The organism is Streptomyces sp. NPDC126503, assembly GCF_040302405.1.
Taxonomy (GTDB): domain Bacteria; phylum Actinomycetota; class Actinomycetes; order Streptomycetales; family Streptomycetaceae; genus Streptomyces; species Streptomyces gulbargensis.
The window spans coordinates 571,447-590,743 of the sequence record NZ_JBEORS010000001.1; the positions used below are offsets into that span (position 1 = coordinate 571,447).

Genomic DNA, 19,297 nt, shown 5'->3' on the forward strand with positions numbered 1-19,297 from the left:
GGGTGCGTCGTCTTTGCGTCAAACCCGGTACGGCGCGTCTCGTCGGGGTGTCTCCAGGCTAACAAAAACGGCCGAAGGCCCCGGTGACCGTGGTCACCGGGGCCTTCGCCGTCCGGTCCTCCGGGGCCAGGAGAGACCGGCTACAGGTACAGACCCGTCGAGTCGGAGGTGCCCTGGAAGCGGTCCGCGGCGACCGCGTGCAGATCGCGCTCCCGCATCAGGACGTACGCGACGCCGCGCACCTCGACCTCGGCGCGGTCCTCGGGGTCGAACAGGACCCGGTCACCGGTCTCGACCGTACGGACGTTCTGGCCGACGGCGACGACCTCGGCCCAGGCCAGTCGGCGGCCGACCGCCGCCGTCGCCGGAATCAGGATGCCGCCGCCGGAGCGCCGTTCCCCCTCGGGGGTGTCGGTGCGGACCAGGACCCGGTCGTGGAGCATCCGGATGGGCAGCTTGTCGTGGGTGTTCTCGCTCACGGTCCGAACCTACCTGCCCGGGCGTGTCGCCCATCGCGGGGAGGGGTCATCGAAGGGTCACCGCTTGCTCTTGCGGGAGGAGGAGACGAGCAGCCCCACCACGGCGACGGCGACGAGCGCCACCGGGACGACCCGCTCCAGGCGGGGAGCGCCGGTCTCGTCGGTGAAACGTGCCTTCACGTCCGAGACGACCCGGTTCACGGACACGTAGGCCCGCCCCAGGGTCTCGTCGACGGTCGAGGCGACCTTGGCCTTGGCATCCCCGACGATCGTGCTGGGGTGCATCCGAATGCCGATCTCGTCGAGAGTGACGGCGAGCTGCTCGCGCCGGCGGACGATGTCCGCCTCGATCTGCGCAGGGGTCCTGGCGTCCGACACCGCGCTGCCTCCGTGGTCGTGATCCGGTCGTTGATGGACAGTCTGTCAGTTCCGCCCGCCGAGAGCCGCCCCCGACCCCCATTAGGCTCTGATCGCGTACGCGAACTTCCGAGGAGAGCCATGAGCGAGCGACTGCAGCCCGGCGACACCGCCCCCGCCTTCACCCTTCCCGACGCGGACGGCAACGAGGTCTCCCTCGCGGACCACAAGGGCCGCAAGGTCATCGTCTACTTCTACCCGGCCGCCCTCACCCCGGGCTGCACCAAGCAGGCCTGCGACTTCACCGACAACCTGGAGCTGCTCGCGGGCGCCGGGTACGACGTCATCGGCGTGTCGCCGGACAAGCCGGAGAAGCTGGCGAAGTTCCGCGAGAAGGAGGACCTCAAGGTCACCCTGGTCGGCGACCCGGAGAAGAAGGTCCTGGAGGCGTACGGCGCCTTCGGCGAGAAGAAGCTGTACGGCAAGACAGTGACGGGCGTGATCCGCTCCACCGTGGTCGTCGACGAGGAGGGGAAGGTCGAGCGCGCCCTCTACAACGTGAAGGCCACCGGCCACGTCGCCAAGATCATCCGGGACCTGGGCGTCGAGGCCTGACATCCCCGCGATGTGACGGGGATCGCACTCCGGGCGATCCCCGTTTGCGAGTGCCACGACCGCGCAGAAGAGCCTCTTGTGTGTGTTCCCCGCAGAGAGGACGGACGGTCATGCCGGCCCCCGACAACGACCTCGCGGCCGACCCCGAGGCCCTGAGACGCCACCACCGGCTGTTCCGGGCCGCCGGCCGGCGCAAGCGGCCCAGGCTACGGCGGACCGACATCACGGTGACGGACGAGGCGGCGGTCAGGCGGGCCGTGAAAGCGGCCTCGCTCGGCAACGCCATGGAGTGGTTCGACTTCGGCGTCTACGCCTATCTCGCCGTCACCCTCGGGCACGTCTTCTTCCCGTCCGGGAACGACACGGTCCAGCTCCTGTCGTCGTTCGCGACCTTCGCCGTCGCCTTCCTGGTCCGCCCGCTCGGCGGCATGGTCTTCGGCCCGATGGGCGACCGGCTCGGCCGCAAGAAGGTCCTCGCGCTGACCATGATCCTGATGGCGGCCGGCACCTTCGCGATCGGCCTGATCCCGTCGTACGCCTCCATCGGCTTCTGGGCGCCGGTGCTCCTGATCGCCTTCCGGATGCTCCAGGGCTTCTCGACGGGCGGCGAGTACGGCGGGGCCTCGACCTTCATCGCCGAGTACGCGCCGGACCGGCGGCGGGGCTACTTCGGCAGCTTCCTGGAGGTCGGCACCCTGGCGGGGTACGCCGGCGCGGCAGGCCTGGTGACGGCGCTCACCGCGTGGCTCGGCTCCGACACGATGGAGGCGTGGGGCTGGCGTGTGCCGTTCCTGGTGGCGGGGCCGCTGGGCCTGGTCGGCCTCTACCTGCGGATGCGGCTCGACGAGACGCCGGCATTCCAGCGCCTGGAGTCCGACGCGGCGCACCCGTCACAGGCGGCGGACGCGGTGGAGACCACGACCAAGGGCGACCTGGCGAAGATCTTCCGGCAGCAGTGGCCGATGCTGGTGCTGTGCGTCGCGCTGGTGGGCGCGTACAACATCAACGACTACATGGTCCTCTCCTACCTGCCGACGTACCTCTCGGACGAACTCGGCTACAGCGAGACGCACGGCCTGCTGATCCTGCTCCTGGTGATGGTCCTCCTGATGCTGATCATCACCCGGGTGGGCAGGCTGAACGACCGCTTCGGCCGCAAGCCGGTCCTCATGGCGGGCATGCTGGGCTTCCTCCTCCTCTCCCTCCCGGCGTTCCTGCTGATCGGCCGGGGCGGGGTCCCGGCGGTCACGGCGGGCACGCTGATGCTCGGCCTGTCCCTCGTCTGCATGCTCGGCACCATGTCGGCGGCGCTCCCGGCCCTCTTCCCGACGGACGTCCGCTACGGCTCCCTCTCGGTGGGCTACAACCTCTCCACCTCCCTCTTCGGCGGCACGACCCCCCTCGTGATCACGGCCCTGATCGACGCGACCGGCAGCACCCTGGTGCCGGCGTACTACGCGATGGGCGCGGCCCTCGTCGGCGTCGTCGCCGTGGCCTGCATGAAGGAAACGGCCCGACAGCCCCTGGAGGGCTCGCCCCCGGCGGTGGAGACCCACGAGGAGGCGGCACGGATGGTGATGGCCCGGGCCCCGGAGCCGAAGTTCTGACCCTGCTCCGCACAGGAACGGCCCGCACCGGTGACGGCCGGCGCGGGCCGTTCGCGCGCCACCGGGGGAACCTTCGTCACCTCTGCCCCAACTGCCACTCGCTGACCGCGACGTGGTGTCGCCGGAAGCATCGCCGTCCCCCGCGGACGAGCGCCGGGCGGCCGCTACCATGTCGGGTAGGCGGCCGTAGCCAAACTGGTATCGGCGGGTGTTTTAGGGGCATCTGGGAGAAATCCTGTGTGGGTTCGAATCCCACCGGCCGCACTGCCGTGGCCTGCGAGTCGAAGGCTTGATTCGCAGGCCACAGTCATGCCTCAGCCCAGCAGCTCCCGCACCACCGGAACCAGCCCCCGGAAGGCCTTGCCGCGGTGGCTGATCGCGTTCTTCTCCGCCGGAGTGAGTTCGGCGCAGGTCACGTCGTAGCCCTCCGGCTGGAGGATCGGGTCGTAGCCGAAGCCGTTCGTGCCGGCCGGTCGGTGGCGCAGGGTGCCTTCCATGCGGCCCTCGACCACGCGTTCCGTGCCGTCCGGGAGGGCGAGCGCGGCCGCGCAGGCGAAGTGGGCGCCGCGGTGCTCGTCGGCGATGTCCGAGAGCTGGGCCAGGAGCAGGTCCAGGTTGGCGCGGTCGTCGCCGTGGGTGCCGGACCAGCGGGCGGAGAAGATGCCGGGGGCGCCGTTGAGGACGTCGACGCAGAGGCCGGAGTCGTCGGCGACGGCGGGGAGTCCGGTGGCGCGGGCGAGCGCGTGGGCCTTGAGCAGGGCGTTCTCGGCGAAGGTGACGCCGGTTTCCTTGACGTCGGGGATCTCGGGGTACGCGTCCGCGCCGACGAGTTCGTGGCCGAGGCCTGCGTCGGCGAGGATCGCGCGGAGTTCGGTGACCTTGCCCGCGTTGCGGGTGGCGAGGATCAGACGGGTCATGTCCCCAGTATCTACGGGGTGCAGACCTTGCCGATCTCGGTGGCGGCGTCGGTGACGGGCTTGATGTCGGGGGTGGTGTCGCCGTTCTTGACGGCGGTGCGGACGGTGTCCACGCCCTTGCCGAGGTCGTCGACGGCCTTGGAGAGGTCGGCGTTGTCGGTGGTGTCCTTGAGGTTGCCGAGCTCCGTGGAGATGGAGTTGAGGGCTTCCTCGATCTGGGCGGGGTCGTTGGAGGCGCTGGAGACGGCCTGCTCGAGCTTGTTGACCGAGGTGGCTATGGCCTCGGCGGTCTTGACGCAGTCCATGGCCTTGTCGAGGGCCCCGCAGCCGCTCAGGACGGTGGTGAGCGCGGCGGCCGTGGCCACGGCGAGTGCGAGGCGTAGCTTCGTCGGTCGAGGCTTCACGTGTGGGTCCTCCCCTGTACATGACATGACATCGGGCGCACGGATCGTATCGGGTGGTGACCGTGCGCCCGCTGTCCGTTGTGGATGAGGACGCCGTGGGGCCCTCAGAGGGTTGCGTCGAGGGCCTTGCGCTGGAGGTCGGTGAGCTCGGCGCAGCCGGCGGCGGCGAGGTCGAGCAGGGCGTTGAGTTCGGCGCGGTCGAAGGGCTCGGCCTCGGCTGTGCCCTGGACCTCGACGAAGCGGCCGTCGCCGGTGCAGACGACGTTCATGTCGGTGTCGGCGCGGACGTCCTCCTCGTAGCAGAGGTCGAGGAGGGGGACGCCGCCGACGATGCCGACGGAGACGGCGGAGACGGTGCCGGTGAGCGGCTTGCGGCCGGGCTTGACGAGCTTCTTGCCCTGGGCCCAGGAGACGGCGTCGGCGAGGGCGACGTAGGCGCCGGTGATGGCGGCGGTGCGGGTGCCGCCGTCGGCCTGGAGGACGTCGCAGTCCAGGACGATGGTGTTCTCGCCGAGGGCCTTGTAGTCGATGACGGCGCGCAGGGAGCGGCCGATGAGGCGGGAGATCTCGTGGGTGCGGCCGCCGATCTTGCCGCGGACGGACTCGCGGTCGCCGCGGGTGTTGGTGGAGCGCGGGAGCATGGAGTACTCGCCGGTGACCCAGCCCTCGCCGCTGCCCTTGCGCCAGCGGGGGACGCCCTCGGTGACGGAGGCGGTGCAGAAGACCTTGGTGTCGCCGAAGGAGATGAGGACGGAGCCCTCGGCGTGCTTGCTCCATCCGCGTTCGATGGTGACGGGGCGGAGCTGTTCGGGGGTACGGCCGTCGATACGAGACATGGGACGAGCGTAGCCGTACGCGGGGAAGGGCCCGTTCCCCTGCCGGAACGGGCCCTGTCGGTGCGCGTCAGACGCTCACATCATGTCTTCGATCTCGGCGGCGATGGGGTCGGCGTCGGTGCCGATGACGACCTGGATGGCGGTGCCCATCTTGACGACGCCGTGGGCGCCGGCGGCCTTCAGGGCGGCCTCGTCGACGAGGCTCGCGTCGTTGACCTCGGTGCGGAGGCGGGTGATGCAGCCCTCGACCTCTTCGATGTTCTCGATGCCGCCGAGCCCGGCGACGATCTTCTCAGCCTTGCTGGCCATGTGTTTCTCCCTGTCCGTTCCGTTCGCAGAACGCGCGTCTCGGCGCACCGGTGGTCCGCTTCGTCACGGTAACCCACGGTTGGCCCAACTTCGCGAGCGCATGCCGCCGTTCTACCGAAAGATGACGATCACCGGCGACCTGCCCTTGCGGGCTTCCGGAGCCTATCGCAACTGGTCTACACCAGTGTGCAACGAGATGCGGACCCGGCTTGTTCCGGGAGAGGGAGGACGCCGATGAGCACCGACAGTGCCGCCGCCCCGGCGCGCGGGAAGAACTGGCGCGGCGGCCTCTTCCAGGGCCTTCAGAAGGTGGGCCGCAGCCTGCAGCTGCCGGTGGCGGTGCTGCCGGCGGCCGGTCTGCTGGTGAGTCTCGGCAATCTCTTCTCGGCCTATCTGCACGGTGCCTTCTGGGACAAGACCTCGAAGGTCCTGACGCAGGGCGGGACGGCGATCCTGGACGGGGCCTTCGGGCTGCCGCTGCTCTTCTGCATCGGGGTGGCCATCGGTTTCGCGAAGAAGGCGGACGGCTCGACGGCACTGGCCGCGGTGGTGGGCTTCCTCGTCTACTTCAACGTCCTGAAGGCCTTCCCGCGCGAGGGGACGGTGACGGAGGAGGTCCCCGAGGGGGTCGCGCAGAATCCGGGCGTGCTCGGCGGCATCCTCATCGGTCTGCTCACGGCCGTCATCTGGCAGCGCTTCCACCGGACGAAGCTGGTGGACTGGCTGGGCTTCTTCAACGGCCGCCGGCTGGTGCCGATCATGATGGCGTTCCTGTGCGTGGTGCTCGGCGTGCTGTTCGGGCTGCTGTGGGAGCCGGTGGGTGACGCGCTGACCTGGTTCGCCAAGCAGTTGATCGACCTCGGGGCGTGGGGTGCGGCCATCTTCGGTCTGGCGAACCGGCTGCTCATCCCGATCGGCATGCACCAGTTCCTCAACACCTTCTTCTGGTTCCAGGCCGGTGAGTACACGAAGCCGGACGGCACGGTGGTGCAGGGCGACCTGACGCGCTTCTTCGCGGAGGACCCGTCGGCGGGCCAGTTCATGTCGGGTTTCTTCCCGATCATGATGTTCGGTCTCCCGGCGGCGGCCCTGGCGATCGCGCACTGCGCCCGGCCCGAGCGCCGCAAGGAGGTGACGGGCCTGATGATCTCGGTGGGCCTGACCTCGTTCGTGACGGGCGTGACGGAGCCGCTGGAGTTCTCCTTCATGTTCGCGGCGCCGCTGCTGTACGGGCTGCACGCGGTGCTCACGGGTGCCTCGATGGCGATCACCTGGGCGCTGGGGGTGCACGCGGGCTTCAGCTTCTCGGCGGGCCTGATCGACTACGTCGTGAACTGGCACCTGGACACCAAGCCGTGGCTGATCATCCCGATCGGCCTGGGCTTCGCGGTCGTGTACTACGTGCTGTTCCGACTGATCATCACGAAGTTCGACGTCCCGACGCCGGGCCGTGAGCCCGAGGAGGTGGAGCGGGAGATGGAGAAGGACATCACGAAGCCGTAGCGCGGGCCGCCCCGCGCCGCCCGAGGGCCCCCGGAGCCACTGGTTCCGGGGGCCCTCGTCATGCCGTTTCGGTTATGGCCGAGCCCACAGAATTCACAGGTTCCTTATCTAAGTCTCACGTGCTACAACTGGTCTACACCACTCATTGGTGTAGACCACGCGGTCCAGTCCACCGCGTTCCCCCGAGACGCCGCCGTCACCCCCTTTGTCCTGTCCTCTGGCGGCGCCTTGCCCAACTGGAGGAAGTTGATGAGTACGGCCACCGCCCAGGCCGCCGCTCCCGCGAAGAAGCGCGGATCCGGCCTGTTCCAGGGCCTGCAGAAGGTCGGTCGCAGCCTGCAGCTGCCGATCGCCGTGCTGCCGGCCGCGGGTATCTTGCTCCGTCTCGGCCAGGACGATGCCTTCGGCAAGGACGGGCTCGGGTGGGACAAGGTCGCGAAGGTCTTCGCCACCGCCGGTGACGCGGTCTTCGCCAACCTGCCCCTGCTCTTCTGTGTCGGCATCGCCATCGGCTTCGCGAAGAAGGCGGACGGCTCGACCGCCCTCGCCGCCCTGGTCGGCTTCCTGGTCTACAAGAACGTGCTGACCGCGTTCCCCGTGACCGAGGCGGTCGTCAACACCACCGCCAACAAGGGTGTCGACGTCGCCGCGACGTACAACGACCCCAAGGTCCTCGGCGGCATCGTCATGGGCCTGCTCGCCGCAATCATCTGGCAGCGGTTCCACCGCACCAAGCTGGTCGACTGGCTCGGGTTCTTCAACGGCCGCCGCCTCGTCCCGATCATCATGGCCTTCGTCGGCACCATCATGGGTGTCTTCTTCGGCCTGGTCTGGGAGCCGATCGGCAACGTCATCACGAACTTCGGTGAGTGGATGACCGGCCTCGGCGCGATCGGCGCCGGCCTCTTCGGCGTCGTCAACCGCGGTCTGCTGCCCATCGGCATGCACCAGTTCGTGAACACCGTCGCCTGGCAGGAGATCGGCACGTTCAAGGACTCCGCCGGAGCCCTGTGGCACGGTGACCTGCCGCGCTTCTTCCACGGCGACCCCACCGCCGGCCAGTTCATGTCGGGCTTCTTCCCGATCATGATGTTCGCCCTCCCGGCTGCCGCCCTCGCCATCACGCACTGCGCCCGCCCCGAGCGCCGCAAGGCCGTCGGCGGCATGATGCTGTCGCTCGCGCTGACCTCCTTCGTCACCGGTATCACCGAGCCGATCGAGTTCGCGTTCATGTTCATCGCCCCGGTGCTCTACGCAATCCACGCGATCCTGACGGCCATCTCCATGGCCGTCACCTGGGCGCTGGGCGTGCACCACGGCTTCAGCTTCTCCGCCGGCGCGATCGACTACTTCCTCAACTGGGGACTGGCGACCAAGCCGTGGATGATCATCCCCATCGGCCTCGTCTTCGCGGCGGTCTACTACGTGGTCTTCCGCTTCGCGATCACCAAGTTCAACCTCCCCACCCCGGGCCGTGAGCCCGAGGAGGAGGTCGAGGACCTCACCAAGGCGTGAGCCCCTCCCCCGTACGGCACAAGGCCCCGGAACCGTTCCAGGTTCCGGGGCCTTCCCCTTGTGCCGCGGGCCGCGGTCCGCGCGTCAGATCTCGTAGACCGCGCCCGGGCGGGCCAGTTCGGACGGGCCGTCGTACACCGCGCGGGCGTCCGCCAGGTTCCGGGCGGCGTCCGTCCACGGGGGGATGTGGGTGAGGACGAGCCGGCCCACGCCGGCGCGGGCGGCGTGGGCGCCGGCCTCGCGGCCGTTGAGGTGGAGGTCGGGGACGTCCTCCTTGCCGTGGGTGAAGGAGGCCTCGCACAGGAAGAGGTCGGTGCCGTCCGCGAGGTCGTGCAGCGCGTCGCAGACCCCGGTGTCACCGGAGTACGTGAGCGAACGGCCGCCGTGCTCGATCCGGATGCCGTACGCCTCGACGGGGTGGCAGACCTTCTCCGTACGGACGGAGAACGGGCCCACCTCGAAGCTGCTCCCCGACTTCAGCGTGTGGAAGTCGAAGACCTCGCTCATCGAGGTCGGGGACGGCGTGTCCGCGTACGCCGTGGTCAGCCGCTGCTCCGCGCCCTCCGGAGCGAAGACGGGGATCGCGTCGCAGCGTCCGCCCTCGTGCCGGTAGTAGCGGGCCACGAAGTACGCGCACATGTCGATGCAGTGGTCCGCGTGCAGGTGGCTGAGGAAGATCGCGTCGAGGTCGTACAGACCGATGTGGCGCTGCAGCTCGCCCAGGGCGCCGTTGCCCATGTCGAGAAGCAGCCGGAAGCCGTCGGCCTCGACGAGGTAGCTCGAACAGGCCGAGTCCGCGGACGGGAACGACCCGGAGCAGCCGACGACGGTGAGCTTCATGGAGCGTGAACCTCCGTGGACGGGTGCGGAAATAGCGCGCTGAGGGAGGGGGAGGTCGTGCGGTCTGTCGAGCGTAAGGCGCACCCGGGCCTGTAGCTCCTCCGTGACGGCCCGTTGTGGGCGAACTCACGGGCTCTGTCACCGGTTCGGATGGATGGCGGGCCGGTCCGGCGGTGCGGGCCGCGCGCCGGTAACGTCATGGGGTATGGACACGTCATGGTGGCCCGCGCTGCTCGCGGTCGTCGTGCTCGCGCTGGTCGTCGCCGTCGCGGACGGGTGGAAGCGGTCCTCGCGCCGCCCGCCGGGCCGCACCCGCCCCTCCGGCCGTGCGCCGGGCCGGGCGCCGACCCGCCCGACGCGCCGGCCCGCGCCGGGGCGGTTGCCACGGGCCGGGGAGATCTGGTGGGCGGACGTGCCCTTCGAGGACGGACCCGGTTCGAAGGACCGTCCCTGCCTGGTGCTCGCGGTACGGGGCGACAGCGCGCTCGTCGCCAAGATCACCAGCAAGTACCACGACGAGCGGCCGGGAGTGATCGCGCTGCCGCCCGGGGCCGTGGGTGACGCGCGGGGGCGGCCGAGCTTCCTGGAGACGGACGAGCTGCGGGAGGTGCCGCTCGCGGAGTTCCGCCGGAGAGCGGGAACGGCCGATCCGGTCGTGTGGGACCAGGTCCGTCATCTGGCGCGGTGACGCGGAGGAGCGGGGCGGGGGGCGGTACGCGAGGGGCCCGGGGCGCGGCGGGCGCCCCGGGCCCCTCGGGGTCACCGGTCCTGCGGGGGCCCGGGTCCCCTCGTCACCGTCAGGCCCAGAGCTGGCCCTGCAGGGTCTCGATGGCCTCTTCGGTGGTGGCGGCCGTGTAGACGCCGGTCGAGAGGTACTTCCAGCCGCCGTCGGCGACGACGAAGACGATGTCCGCGCGCTCGCCCGCCTTGACCGCCTTGCGGCCCATGCCGATGGCCGCGTGGAGCGCCGCACCGGTGGAGACGCCCGCGAAGATGCCCTCCAGCTGGAGGAGTTCGCGGGTGCGGGTGACCGCGTCGGCAGAGCCCACGGAGAACCGGGTGGTCAGGACCGAGGCGTCGTACAGCTCCGGGACGAAGCCCTCGTCCAGGTTGCGCAGGCCGTACACGAGGTCGTCGTAGCGCGGCTCGGCGGCGACGATGGTGACGTCCGGCTTGTGCTCCCGCAGGTAGCGGCCGACGCCCATGAGGGTGCCCGTGGTGCCGAGGCCGGCCACGAAGTGGGTGATGGACGGCAGGTCGGCGAGGATCTCGGGGCCCGTGGTGGCGTAGTGGGCGCCCGCGTTGCCGGAGTTGCCGTACTGGTAGAGCATCACCCAGTCGGGGTTCTTCTCGGCGATCTCCTTGGCGACCCGTACGGCCGTGTTCGATCCGCCCGCCGCCGGGGAGGAGATGATCTCGGCTCCCCACATGGCGAGCAGCTGGCGCCGCTCCTCGCTGGTGTTCTCGGGCATGACGCAGACGATGCGGTAGCCCTTGAGCCGGGCGGCCATGGCCAACGAGATGCCGGTGTTGCCGCTGGTCGGCTCCAGGATGGTGCAGCCGGGGGTGAGCCGGCCGTCCTTCTCCGCCTGCTCGATCATGTGGAGCGCGGGGCGGTCCTTGATGGAGCCGGTGGGGTTGCGGTCCTCCAGCTTCGCCCAGATGCGGACGTCGTCCGAGGGCGAGAGCCGGGGGAGGCGGACCAGCGGCGTGTTGCCGACCGCCGCCAGCGGGGAGTCGTAGCGCATGTGGATCAGACCATGCCGCCGGCGACGGCCGGCAGGATCGTGACGTTGTCGCCGTCGGTGAGCTTGGTGTCGATGCCGTCGAGGAAGCGGACGTCCTCGTCGTTCAGGTAGACGTTGACGAAGCGGCGGAGCTTGTCGCCGTCGACGATGCGGGCCTCGATCCCGGCGTGGCGGGACTCCAGGTCGGCGAAGAGCTCGGCGAGGGTCTCACCACTGCCCTCGACGGCCTTGGCGCCGTCGGTGTAGGTGCGGAGGATGGTCGGGATGCGGACCTCGATGGCCATGGCGTGGGCTCCTGTCGGAAGGGGCGTGGTGGCGTGGTGGCGCGCGGGTGGGGCCCCGCGCGTGCGGGGTCGTACGGGGTGAGGTGCGCTCGGCCGGTCTAACGGAGCGCAGCGCGAGTCGTACACATCGCGCTGGCGAGGCGGCACAGGTCGACGTGCAGGCGTGCCACGAGCAGGGGTGTGCCCGGGTTCTCTTCGCTCACGTCGTGGGAAACCATGGGGTCATCGTATCGATTCCCGGTCCGGGTTCCGGAATGTGATCTCACCTGGCGGACAGATCCCGTTCGGCTGTCGGACGGCACCCGCTCCACCTGCCCCTTGTCCCCGTTCTCCTTGCCCCGCCCCCCTCGCCTCCCCTCCCTCGCCCCTTCTCTCGCCCGCCACGCCGGCCCCTCACCGGCCTCACTCGGGCCAGGACGACTCGCGGATCGTGGTGACGAAGTCGCCGGGGACGAAGCCCGGGACGAAGTGGCGCAGGACGTCGGCCTTCACGTTGCCGAAGGTGGTGTCCGGCTTCGGCGCGATGCCTTCGGCGAAGGCGGCCAGGATGCGGTTCTTGAAGTCGGGACGGGGGTGGGCGGCGACGATCGCGGCCCGCTCCTCGGGGGTGACCAGGCCGGGGTCGTCGTACCCGATGCCGAGGACGTCGTACTCGACGCCGGCGGTGACGAGGGCGACCTCGGGCTCCATGAACTCCGGAATCCCGGGAGTGGTGTGCAGGGCGATGGCGGTCCAGACGCGGCGGACGGCGTCCTCGTCCAGACCGTGGGCGCGGACGAAGGCGGCGGCCTCGTCGGCGCCGTCGACCTCGAAGCGGCGGCCGCTGTCGCGGTGCTTCTCGCCGAGGCCGAGGTCGTGGAAGAGGGCGCCCACGTAGAGGAGTTCGGGGTCGTGGGCGAGGCCGCGGGCGCGGCCCTGGAGGGCGCCGAAGAGGTAGACGCGGCGGGAGTGGTGGTAGACGAGCTCGCCGGCGGTGTCACGGACCAGGGCGGTGGCGTCGGCGGCGAGGGCGGTGTCGGGAATCAGCGAGAGCGGGTTCATGGCTCAAGGTTCGCGCCCGGGGCCCGCGCCCCGCCATGTCCTCACGGACGGGCTTCCCACAGAATCGGACCATGACGAAGACGGGGCACGCGGTGGTGGTGACGGCGTTCGACGGGGTGCGGCTGCTCGACGTCTCGGCGCCGCTGGAGGTGTTCGCGACGGCCGGGTCCGGTTACGCGGTGCGGGTCTGTTCCCCGGACGGCCGGGACGTCGTGACGTCCTGCGGGCTGCGGATCGGCGCGGACCTGTCCGCCGCGGAGGTACGGGCGGTGGACACGCTGGTGGTGCCCGGCGCGGTGGACGTGGAGCGCTGCGTGGCGGCGGCGCCGGGGGTGGCGGAGCTGGCGGGCCGGGCGGGGCGGGTGGCGTCGGTGTGCACGGGGGCGTTCGCGCTGGCGGCGGCGGGGCTGCTCGACGGGCGGCGGGCGACGACGCACTGGGAGCACGCGGCGGAGCTGGCCCGGCGGTTCCCCGGCGCGGAGGTGACGCCGGACGCCATCCACGTACGGGACGGGGAGGTGTGGACGTCGGCGGGGGTGACGGCCGGGATCGATCTCTGCCTGGCCCTGGTGGAGGAGGACCGGGGGCCGGAGGCGGCGCGGGCGGTCGCCCGGGACCTGGTGGTCTTCCTCCAGCGGCCGGGCGGGCAGTCGCAGTTCTCGGCGGCCTCGCGGACGCCCCCGACCCGGCATCCGGTGGTGCGGCCCCTGCTCGACGCGGTGGTGGCCGATCCGGCGGCGGACCACCGCCCGCCGGCCCTGGCCCGGCGGGCGGGGGTGTCGGTGCGGCACCTCGCCCGGCTGTTCCGCGAGCAGACGGGGGTGACGCCGGCCGCGTACGTGGAGCGGGTACGGGTGGAGGCGGCCCGGCTGCTCCTGGAGGGCGGGGCGAGCGTGACGGGGGCGGCGGCGCGCAGTGGGCTCGGGAGCGACGAGAGCCTGCGGAGGGCGTTCGCCCGGCACGTCGGGGTGACGCCCTCCGCGTACGCGGCGCGGTTCAGGACGACGGCGGGCTGACGCCGCCGGTCCGGCTCCCGCTCCGCGCGGGCCCCGGCGCACTCGGCCGCCCGGGCCCGCCGGGGCGGCTTACGCGTACGCCTCGACGATCTCGACCTCTTCCTCCTCGACGACGCCGTCGACGATGGTGAAGGAGCGGAACTGGAAGGGGCCCGCGCCGTCGGTGTCGGCGGTGGAGACGAGGACGTAGTGGGCCTGCGGCTCGTTGGCGTACGAGATGTCCGTGCGGGACGGGTAGGCCTCGGTCGCGGTGTGCGAGTGGTAGATGATCACGGGTTCCTCGTCCCGGTCGTCCATCTCGCGGTAGAGCTTGAGCAGGTCGGCGGAGTCGAACTCGTAGAAGGTGGGCGACCGCGCCGCGTTCAGCATCGGGATGAAGCGCTCGGGGCGGCCGCTGCCGGCCGGGCCGGCGACGACGCCGCAGGCCTCGTCGGGGTGGTCCTTACGCGCGTGTTCCACGATCTGGTCGTACAGGGCCCGGGTGATGGTCAGCATGACGACAGGATAAGCAGACGGGCCGTCCCGTACCGGAGTTCGGTACGGGACGGCCCGAATGGCGAGACGAGGCAGGTCAGGACCGCTTGGCGAAGGCGGCGCCCTCGGGGTTGCGGGCCCGGAGGACCAGGTAGGAGACGCCGAGGATCAGACCCCAGACCGGCGCGCAGTAGAGCGCGGTGCGGGCACCCTCGTCGACGCCCATCATCACGATGACCATGCCGATGAAGAGGAGCGCGAACCAGCTGGTGTACGGGGCTCCCGGGGCCTTGAAGGTGGACTCGGGGAGTTCGCCGCGGTTCGCCTTGGCCCGGTAGCGGATCTGGCAGGCCAGGATCATGATCCAGGCCCACATGCCGGAGATGGTCGCGAAGGAGACGACGTACTCGAAGGCCTTGCCCGGGGCGACGTAGTTGATCCAGACGCCGACGAGCATGAGGGCGGCGGAGAAGGTCAGGCCGAGGAGCGGGGTGCCGTTCTTCGTGAGGCGGGTGAAGACCTTCGGGCCCTGGCCGTTGAGGGCCAGGTCGCGCAGCATGCGGCCGGTGGAGTACATGCCCGAGTTGCAGGAGGACAGGGCGGCCGTCAGCACGACGAAGTTGACGATGGCGGCGCCGATGCCGAGGCCCATCTTCTCGAAGGCGGCGACGAACGGGGAGATGCCCGGCTGGAACTCCGTCCACGGCACGACCGACAGGATCATGATCAGCGCGCCGACGTAGAAGACGGCGATGCGCCACGGCACGGTGTTGATGGCCTTGGGCAGGACGGTCTTCGGGTCCTTGGACTCGCCTGCGGTGACGCCGACCAGCTCCACGGCGAGGAAGGCGAACATGACGATCTGCAGGGTCATCAGCGTGCTGCCGACGCCGTTGGGGAAGAAGCCGCCCTGGTTCCACAGGTGGGCGACGGTGGCGGTGTCCCCGGCGTCGGAGAAGCCCACGGTGAGGATGCCGGCGCAGATCAGGATCATGCCGATGATGGCGGTGACCTTGACCATGGAGAACCAGAACTCCAGCTCACCGAAGAGCTTCACGGAGATCAGGTTGGCGCCGTAGAGGATCACGGTGAAGACGAGGGCGGAGATCCATTGCGGGATGTCCCACCAGTACGTCATGTAGGTGGCCGCCGCCGTCACCTCGGTGATGCCGGTGACGACCCAGAAGAGCCAGTACGTCCAGCCGGTCACGAAGCCGGCGAAGGGACCGATGAACTCGCGGGCGTACTCCGAGAAGGAGCCGGAGACCGGGCGGTACATCAGCAGCTCGCCCAGGGCGCGCATGATGAAGAAGATGACCAGGCCCGCGATGGCGTAGGCCAGGATCAGGCTCGGGCCGGCCTTGTGGATGGCCTTGCCCGCGCCGAGGAAGAGGCCGGTGCCGATGGCACCGCCGATGGCGATCATCTGGATCTGCCGGGCGCCGAGGCCTCGCTGGTAGCCCTCGTCGCCGCCCACGGCCCCGTCGGTGCCGTCGTGCTGCTTGTCGACCTGCACTGAGGTCATGGTGGTGCGCCTTTCTCCATGCTGATCCGCGCGGCAGCCTCGGCTGCGTCTGCTGCGGATCAGGTCCTGATCCCCCCGGATGTGGATGGAGTGCCACCGGCGGTCAGCCGGTCCAAGCGCCCTCGGGAACAGGGGTGGCGTGCCCGAGTGGTCGTGAAGATTTATCACGGCGTTCACCGTGATCGGCGGGGCCCCGTGTGGCGCGAACCACACGAAAAGGCGGATAAAAGGGACTCAATAGAGCAAGGCGGAGCGGTTGAGTAACGTATTCGTTATCCGGATTTGAGCGTCCGCTGAGCGAACACCACCCCGGGGAGGGCGGTGGGTCAGGACATCAGGGTCTCGACGAGGGACTCCTGGAGCGCTCCCAGCCAGAGGTACGCCATCACCATCGGCTTGCGCGGGTCGGAGTCCGGCAGCCGGTACAGCCGCTCGCTCTCCTCGTCCTCGGTGATCTCCAGCCGGGTCGCGATGGTCAGCCGCAGGTCGTTGAGCGTGCCGAGCCAGGCCCTCGACTCGTCGGCGGTGAGCTTGAGGACGGCCCCGCCCTCGCCCAGCGCCTCGGCGGAGAGCGCGTCCATGGCCCGGACGACCACGAGGGCGTCCTCGCGCTTGCGGGCGCGCAGGTCGTTCTCGGTGTAGCGGCGGAAGTCGGCGGCCGCGGCCCGGAGCTCCTCGCTGCCGTCCCCGTACGCGTCGGGGAAGAGGCGCCGCAGCGCCGGGTCGGACGGGGGCTCGCTCGGACCCTCGGCGAACAGCGCGGCGAGCGGGTCGGCGTCCGCGTCGGGCTCCTCGCCCGGCCCGATCAGCTCCAGGAGCTGGACGGCCAGGGAGCGGAGGATGGAGATCTCGACCTCGTCGAGCGCGACGGCGGCGCCTCCGCCGGCGATCGCCTCGAAGTGCCCGGCCATCAGCCGCGGTCCTGCGAGAGGGTCGCCCACAGTCCGTAACCGTGCATCGCCTGCACGTCCCGTTCCATCTCCTCGCGGGTGCCGCTGGAGACCACCGCGCGGCCCTTGTGGTGCACGTCGAGCATCAGTTTGTGCGCCTTGTCCTTGGAGTAGCCGAAGTACGTCTGGAAGACGTAGGTGACATAGCTCATCAGGTTGACCGGATCGTTGTGCACGAGGGTCACCCAGGGCACGTCGGGCTCGACGACCGCGGAGACCTCCTCGGCGGATTCCGTACGTTCGATCTCGATAGGCGCGACGCTCACTCAGCCCATGCTGCCACTTCGGGGGGCCCGTCGCACAAACGGGGCAGCCCCCGGAACAGAAATCGTCACTCTGACGATTTCTGCGCTAGCATCGCTGACATGAACGCTGCGGACCTTGGGCTCCCGGTGGACGTGCCGTCGACCGCCCTCTTCACCGACCAGTACGAGCTGACGATGCTCCAGGCGGCCCTCAGGGCCGGTACCGCCGACCGCCGCTCCGTCTTCGAGGTCTTCACCCGCCGGCTGCCCGAGGGGCGCCGCTACGGAGTCCTCGCGGGCGTCGGCCGGGTCCTGGACGCCGTCGAGAACTTCCGCTTCGACCCGGGCGTGCTCGGCTTCCTGCGCGAGCGCGGCATCGTGGACGAGCCCACCCTCGAGTGGCTCTCCCGCTACCGCTTCTCCGGCGACATCTGGGGCTACCCCGAGGGCGAGGTGTACTTCCCCGGCTCGCCCGTGCTGCGCGTCGAGGGCTCCTTCGCCGAGTGCGTGCTCCTGGAGACGGTGATCCTCTCCATCCTCAACCACGACTCGGCCATCGCCGCCGCCGCCTCCCGCATGTCGGCCGCGGCCGGCGGCCGGCGGCTCATCGAGATGGGCGCCCGCCGCACCCACGAGCTGGCCGCCGTCGCCTCCGCCCGCGCCGCCTACGTCGGCGGCTTCGACTCCACCTCCGACCTGGCCGCCGGCTTCCGCTACGGCATCCCGACCGTCGGAACCTCCGCCCACGCCTTCACCCTGCTCCACGACAGCGAGCGGGACGCCTTCCGCGCCCAGGTCGACACCCTGGGCCGGGGCACCACCCTCCTCGTGGACACCTACGACGTGACCGAGGCCGTCCGCACCGCCGTCGAGGTCGCCGGGCCCGAGCTCGGGGCCGTGCGCATCGACTCCGGCGACCTGCTGCTCGTCGCCCACCGGGTGCGGGCGCAGCTGGACGAGCTGGGCGCCCGCGACACCAAGATCGTGGTCACCTCCGACCTGGACGAGTACGCCATCGCCTCCCTGGCGGCGGCCCCCGTGGACGCGTACGGGGTCGGCACCCAGCTGGTCACCGGCAGCGGCCACCCGACCGGATCCATGGTCTACAAGCTGGTCGCCCGGGCCGGCTCGGCCGACCCGAAGGCGCCGCTGGTGCCCGTGGCGAAGAAGTCCCTGGGCGGCAAGGCCTCCGTCGGCGGCCGCAAGTGGGCGGCGCGCCGGCGGGACGCGGACGGCGTCGCCGAGGCGGAGGTCGTCGGCACCGGCCCGGTGCCGCCGGAGCTCGCCGGCGAGCAGCTCCTGGTCGAGCTGGTCAAGGGCGGTGACGTGGTGGCCCGCGAGCCCCTGGAGGCGGCCCGCGCGCGCCACATCGCCGCCCGCGCCGGGCTCCCGATGTCCGCGATGCAGCTCTCGCGCGGCGAGCCGGTGCTGCCGACGGAGTACGTGTGACCTGACGGCACGCGGGCTGCGGCGGCGTCCGGGGGGCCGCCGCACCCGTGGCCGCACCGCCGTACCCGTATCGCCGCACCCGCGTCCGTGCCCGCCGTACCGGCCCGGGCGGAACGCCCCCTCCCGAACGGACGGGGAAGTCTCTACGCTCGAAACCCTCCCCCTCCGACCCGCTAAGGACAGCCGCCATGCACCGCGCACTGATCGTTGTGGACGTACAGAACGACTTCTGCGAGGGCGGCAGCCTCGCGGTCGCGGGGGGCGCGGACGTCGCCGCCGCCATCACCGACCTGGTCGGCCAGGCGGCGGGTGCCGCGTACCAGCACGTCGTGGCCACCCGGGACCACCACATCGACCCGGGCGCGCACTTCGCCCCGGCGGGCGAGGCGCCCGACTACGTCACCTCCTGGCCCGTGCACTGCGTCGCCGGGACGGAGGGCGTCGGCTTCCACCCGAACTTCGCGCCCGCCGTCGCGAGCGGCGCGATCCAGGCCGTCTTCGACAAGGGCGCGTACGACGCCGCCTACAGCGGCTTCGAGGGCCGGGACGAGAACGGGGACACGCTCGCCGACTGGCTGCGCGCCCGGAACGTCTCCGAGGTCGACGTGGTGGGCATCGCCACCGACCACTGCGTGCGGGCCACGGCCCTGGACGCGGTCCGGGAGGGCTTCGTCACCCATGTGCTGCTCGATCTGACGGCGGGCGTGGCCCGGGGGACGACGGACCGGGCCCTAGAGGAGCTGCGCGCGGCGGGCGTGCGGCTCTCGGGCAAGCCGGTCGTGGCCTGAGGCCCGAAGCCCGGCGCGGGCCCCCCGGGCGGTCCTGGGCCGTCCTCAGGCCGCCGGGGCCTTCGGGAGGCTGCGCACCGGATGCCACAGCTCGTGGCGGGTGGCTCTCCACAGCAGGCCCTCGGGGTGGTGGAGGACCGCGGTGATCTCGTCGGGGGTGGGCGGCTCGGTGTTGCCCCGGAGGTAGACCGCCCGCAGGCCCAGGTTCCGCAGCCGGGTCAGGGCGCGGGCCCGGTTCGCGGCGTGCACCAGGAAGCGGACGGTGGCCCCGTCACCGGCCGGACTGGGCAGCCCTATCGCGACGACGACGCTGCCTCCCGGCAGCTTGCAGAACCCTCCAGCGGGCATGCGGAACCACTCCCCCGTGAGCTGGCTGTCACCACTGTCAATAAGAA

Annotated in this window: 24 protein-coding genes, 1 tRNA gene and 1 riboswitch; of the genes, 9 read left to right on the forward strand and 16 right to left on the reverse strand. The window is 70.8% G+C overall.

Annotated features, from left to right (window positions below):
• Position 1 precedes the first annotated feature (1 nt).
• Positions 2-64, reverse strand: a riboswitch (guanidine-III (ykkC-III) riboswitch).
• A 76-nt stretch (positions 65-140) separates the two neighbouring features.
• Together ABTY40_RS02630 and ABTY40_RS02635 are read right to left on the reverse strand one after the other, a co-directional pair.
• Positions 141-479, reverse strand: coding sequence for a GroES family chaperonin (locus ABTY40_RS02630; protein ID WP_345281773.1), 339 nt, complete (start codon positions 477-479; stop codon positions 141-143).
• Positions 480-536: 57 nt separating this feature from the next.
• Entirely contained in the window at positions 537-857 is a 321-nt protein-coding gene (locus ABTY40_RS02635; RefSeq protein WP_352057808.1) for a DUF3618 domain-containing protein, read from the reverse strand.
• Between the two features lie 120 nt (positions 858-977).
• Between ABTY40_RS02635 and bcp the strand changes: the two genes are divergently transcribed.
• From bcp to ABTY40_RS02650, 3 genes are all read left to right on the forward strand, one after another.
• The gene (bcp, locus tag ABTY40_RS02640; RefSeq protein WP_345281776.1) at positions 978-1,451 is read left to right on the forward strand and encodes a thioredoxin-dependent thiol peroxidase; all 474 of its coding nucleotides are present in this window, start codon (positions 978-980) and stop codon (positions 1,449-1,451) included.
• Positions 1,452-1,561: 110 nt separating this feature from the next.
• Positions 1,562-3,058, forward strand: coding sequence for an MFS transporter (locus ABTY40_RS02645; RefSeq protein WP_352057809.1), 1,497 nt, complete (start codon positions 1,562-1,564; stop codon positions 3,056-3,058).
• Between the two features lie 180 nt (positions 3,059-3,238).
• Positions 3,239-3,322, forward strand: a tRNA-Leu gene (locus tag ABTY40_RS02650).
• A 50-nt stretch (positions 3,323-3,372) separates the two neighbouring features.
• Here the strand turns inward: ABTY40_RS02650 and rdgB are convergent.
• The 4 genes from rdgB to ABTY40_RS02670 form a co-directional block, all read right to left on the reverse strand.
• Entirely contained in the window at positions 3,373-3,975 is a 603-nt protein-coding gene (gene rdgB / locus ABTY40_RS02655; protein ID WP_352057810.1) for an RdgB/HAM1 family non-canonical purine NTP pyrophosphatase, read from the reverse strand.
• Between the two features lie 11 nt (positions 3,976-3,986).
• Positions 3,987-4,379: a hypothetical protein gene (locus ABTY40_RS02660; RefSeq protein ID WP_502990465.1), complete on the reverse strand. Its 393-nt coding sequence runs from the start codon at positions 4,377-4,379 to the stop codon at positions 3,987-3,989.
• 104 nt (positions 4,380-4,483) lie between these two features.
• Complete coding sequence (rph, locus tag ABTY40_RS02665; RefSeq protein ID WP_345281782.1) at positions 4,484-5,215, reverse strand: ribonuclease PH; 732 nt, start codon at positions 5,213-5,215, stop codon at positions 4,484-4,486.
• A 75-nt stretch (positions 5,216-5,290) separates the two neighbouring features.
• Complete coding sequence (locus ABTY40_RS02670; RefSeq protein WP_345281784.1) at positions 5,291-5,572, reverse strand: PTS sugar transporter subunit IIB; 282 nt, start codon at positions 5,570-5,572, stop codon at positions 5,291-5,293.
• Positions 5,573-5,758: 186 nt separating this feature from the next.
• On the opposite strand from ABTY40_RS02670, the gene ABTY40_RS02675 reads away from it, so the two are divergent.
• Both ABTY40_RS02675 and ABTY40_RS02680 read left to right on the forward strand, forming a co-directional pair.
• The gene (locus ABTY40_RS02675; protein ID WP_352057811.1) at positions 5,759-7,027 is read left to right on the forward strand and encodes a PTS transporter subunit EIIC; all 1,269 of its coding nucleotides are present in this window, start codon (positions 5,759-5,761) and stop codon (positions 7,025-7,027) included.
• Positions 7,028-7,276: 249 nt separating this feature from the next.
• Positions 7,277-8,542, forward strand: a complete 1,266-nt coding sequence (locus tag ABTY40_RS02680; protein ID WP_352057812.1) for a PTS transporter subunit EIIC — start codon at positions 7,277-7,279, stop codon at positions 8,540-8,542.
• 84 nt (positions 8,543-8,626) lie between these two features.
• Here the strand turns inward: ABTY40_RS02680 and ABTY40_RS02685 are convergent, their stop codons facing one another.
• A complete protein-coding gene (locus tag ABTY40_RS02685; protein ID WP_352057813.1) occupies positions 8,627-9,382 on the reverse strand; it encodes an MBL fold metallo-hydrolase in 756 nt (251 codons plus the stop codon).
• A 205-nt stretch (positions 9,383-9,587) separates the two neighbouring features.
• Between ABTY40_RS02685 and ABTY40_RS02690 the strand changes: the two genes are divergently transcribed.
• A complete protein-coding gene (locus ABTY40_RS02690; protein ID WP_352057814.1) occupies positions 9,588-10,070 on the forward strand; it encodes a type II toxin-antitoxin system PemK/MazF family toxin in 483 nt (160 codons plus the stop codon).
• A 109-nt stretch (positions 10,071-10,179) separates the two neighbouring features.
• Here ABTY40_RS02690 and ABTY40_RS02695 read toward each other — a convergent pair whose 3' ends face one another.
• From ABTY40_RS02695 to ABTY40_RS02710, 4 genes are all read right to left on the reverse strand, one after another.
• Positions 10,180-11,130, reverse strand: coding sequence for a PLP-dependent cysteine synthase family protein (locus ABTY40_RS02695; RefSeq protein ID WP_309052548.1), 951 nt, complete (start codon positions 11,128-11,130; stop codon positions 10,180-10,182).
• A gap of 5 nt (positions 11,131-11,135) precedes the next feature.
• Positions 11,136-11,414: a MoaD/ThiS family protein gene (locus tag ABTY40_RS02700; RefSeq protein ID WP_352057815.1), complete on the reverse strand. Its 279-nt coding sequence runs from the start codon at positions 11,412-11,414 to the stop codon at positions 11,136-11,138.
• Between the two features lie 98 nt (positions 11,415-11,512).
• The gene (locus ABTY40_RS02705) at positions 11,513-11,632 is read right to left on the reverse strand and encodes a putative leader peptide (RefSeq protein ID WP_345281811.1); all 120 of its coding nucleotides are present in this window, start codon (positions 11,630-11,632) and stop codon (positions 11,513-11,515) included.
• 184 nt (positions 11,633-11,816) lie between these two features.
• Complete coding sequence (locus tag ABTY40_RS02710; RefSeq protein WP_352057816.1) at positions 11,817-12,455, reverse strand: HD domain-containing protein; 639 nt, start codon at positions 12,453-12,455, stop codon at positions 11,817-11,819.
• Between the two features lie 71 nt (positions 12,456-12,526).
• Here ABTY40_RS02710 and ABTY40_RS02715 point away from each other — a divergent pair, with 71 nt between their 5' ends.
• Positions 12,527-13,471, forward strand: a complete 945-nt coding sequence (locus ABTY40_RS02715; RefSeq protein ID WP_352057817.1) for a GlxA family transcriptional regulator — start codon at positions 12,527-12,529, stop codon at positions 13,469-13,471.
• A gap of 69 nt (positions 13,472-13,540) precedes the next feature.
• Here ABTY40_RS02715 and ABTY40_RS02720 read toward each other — a convergent pair whose 3' ends face one another.
• From ABTY40_RS02720 to clpS, 4 genes are all read right to left on the reverse strand, one after another.
• Entirely contained in the window at positions 13,541-13,966 is a 426-nt protein-coding gene (locus ABTY40_RS02720; protein ID WP_345281817.1) for a M67 family metallopeptidase, read from the reverse strand.
• Between the two features lie 76 nt (positions 13,967-14,042).
• Positions 14,043-15,470 (reverse strand): amino acid permease, encoded by a 1,428-nt coding sequence (locus tag ABTY40_RS02725; RefSeq protein ID WP_352057818.1) that lies wholly within the window; start codon positions 15,468-15,470, stop codon positions 14,043-14,045.
• Positions 15,471-15,796: 326 nt separating this feature from the next.
• On the reverse strand, positions 15,797-16,381 hold the full coding sequence (locus tag ABTY40_RS02730; protein ID WP_345281821.1) for a DUF2017 domain-containing protein: 585 nt from the start codon (positions 16,379-16,381) through the stop codon (positions 15,797-15,799).
• Complete coding sequence (gene clpS, locus ABTY40_RS02735; RefSeq protein ID WP_345281823.1) at positions 16,381-16,686, reverse strand: ATP-dependent Clp protease adapter ClpS; 306 nt, start codon at positions 16,684-16,686, stop codon at positions 16,381-16,383. The genes ABTY40_RS02730 and clpS overlap by 1 nt, the downstream gene beginning before the upstream one ends.
• Positions 16,687-16,785: 99 nt before the next feature.
• Here clpS and ABTY40_RS02740 point away from each other — a divergent pair, with 99 nt between their 5' ends.
• Positions 16,786-18,114, forward strand: a complete 1,329-nt coding sequence (locus ABTY40_RS02740) for a nicotinate phosphoribosyltransferase (protein ID WP_352057819.1) — start codon at positions 16,786-16,788, stop codon at positions 18,112-18,114.
• A gap of 188 nt (positions 18,115-18,302) precedes the next feature.
• A complete protein-coding gene (locus tag ABTY40_RS02745; protein ID WP_345281827.1) occupies positions 18,303-18,902 on the forward strand; it encodes an isochorismatase family protein in 600 nt (199 codons plus the stop codon).
• 45 nt (positions 18,903-18,947) lie between these two features.
• Here ABTY40_RS02745 and ABTY40_RS02750 read toward each other — a convergent pair whose 3' ends face one another.
• A complete protein-coding gene (locus ABTY40_RS02750) occupies positions 18,948-19,250 on the reverse strand; it encodes a hypothetical protein (protein ID WP_352057820.1) in 303 nt (100 codons plus the stop codon).
• Positions 19,251-19,297 lie beyond the last annotated feature (47 nt).

Excerpts from the sequence above, each read along its gene's own strand:
- bcp (WP_345281776.1), top strand. The coding sequence starts at position 978 with ATGAGCGAGCGACTGCAGCCCGGCGACACCGCCCCCGCCTTCACCCTT.
- ABTY40_RS02645 (WP_352057809.1), top strand. The coding sequence starts at position 1,562 with ATGCCGGCCCCCGACAACGACCTCGCGGCCGACCCCGAGGCCCTGAGA.
- rdgB (WP_352057810.1), bottom strand. The coding sequence starts at position 3,975 with ATGACCCGTCTGATCCTCGCCACCCGCAACGCGGGCAAGGTCACCGAA.
- rph (WP_345281782.1), bottom strand. The coding sequence starts at position 5,215 with ATGTCTCGTATCGACGGCCGTACCCCCGAACAGCTCCGCCCCGTCACC.
- ABTY40_RS02675 (WP_352057811.1), top strand. The coding sequence starts at position 5,759 with ATGAGCACCGACAGTGCCGCCGCCCCGGCGCGCGGGAAGAACTGGCGC.
- ABTY40_RS02680 (WP_352057812.1), top strand. The coding sequence starts at position 7,277 with ATGAGTACGGCCACCGCCCAGGCCGCCGCTCCCGCGAAGAAGCGCGGA.
- ABTY40_RS02685 (WP_352057813.1), bottom strand. The coding sequence starts at position 9,382 with ATGAAGCTCACCGTCGTCGGCTGCTCCGGGTCGTTCCCGTCCGCGGAC.
- ABTY40_RS02690 (WP_352057814.1), top strand. The coding sequence starts at position 9,588 with ATGGACACGTCATGGTGGCCCGCGCTGCTCGCGGTCGTCGTGCTCGCG.
- ABTY40_RS02695 (WP_309052548.1), bottom strand. The coding sequence starts at position 11,130 with ATGCGCTACGACTCCCCGCTGGCGGCGGTCGGCAACACGCCGCTGGTC.
- ABTY40_RS02700 (WP_352057815.1), bottom strand. The coding sequence starts at position 11,414 with ATGGCCATCGAGGTCCGCATCCCGACCATCCTCCGCACCTACACCGAC.
- ABTY40_RS02705 (WP_345281811.1), bottom strand. The coding sequence starts at position 11,632 with ATGGTTTCCCACGACGTGAGCGAAGAGAACCCGGGCACACCCCTGCTC.
- ABTY40_RS02710 (WP_352057816.1), bottom strand. The coding sequence starts at position 12,455 with ATGAACCCGCTCTCGCTGATTCCCGACACCGCCCTCGCCGCCGACGCC.
- ABTY40_RS02715 (WP_352057817.1), top strand. The coding sequence starts at position 12,527 with ATGACGAAGACGGGGCACGCGGTGGTGGTGACGGCGTTCGACGGGGTG.
- ABTY40_RS02720 (WP_345281817.1), bottom strand. The coding sequence starts at position 13,966 with ATGCTGACCATCACCCGGGCCCTGTACGACCAGATCGTGGAACACGCG.
- ABTY40_RS02725 (WP_352057818.1), bottom strand. The coding sequence starts at position 15,470 with ATGACCTCAGTGCAGGTCGACAAGCAGCACGACGGCACCGACGGGGCC.
- ABTY40_RS02730 (WP_345281821.1), bottom strand. The coding sequence starts at position 16,381 with ATGGCCGGGCACTTCGAGGCGATCGCCGGCGGAGGCGCCGCCGTCGCG.
- ABTY40_RS02740 (WP_352057819.1), top strand. The coding sequence starts at position 16,786 with ATGAACGCTGCGGACCTTGGGCTCCCGGTGGACGTGCCGTCGACCGCC.
- ABTY40_RS02745 (WP_345281827.1), top strand. The coding sequence starts at position 18,303 with ATGCACCGCGCACTGATCGTTGTGGACGTACAGAACGACTTCTGCGAG.
- ABTY40_RS02750 (WP_352057820.1), bottom strand. The coding sequence starts at position 19,250 with ATGCCCGCTGGAGGGTTCTGCAAGCTGCCGGGAGGCAGCGTCGTCGTC.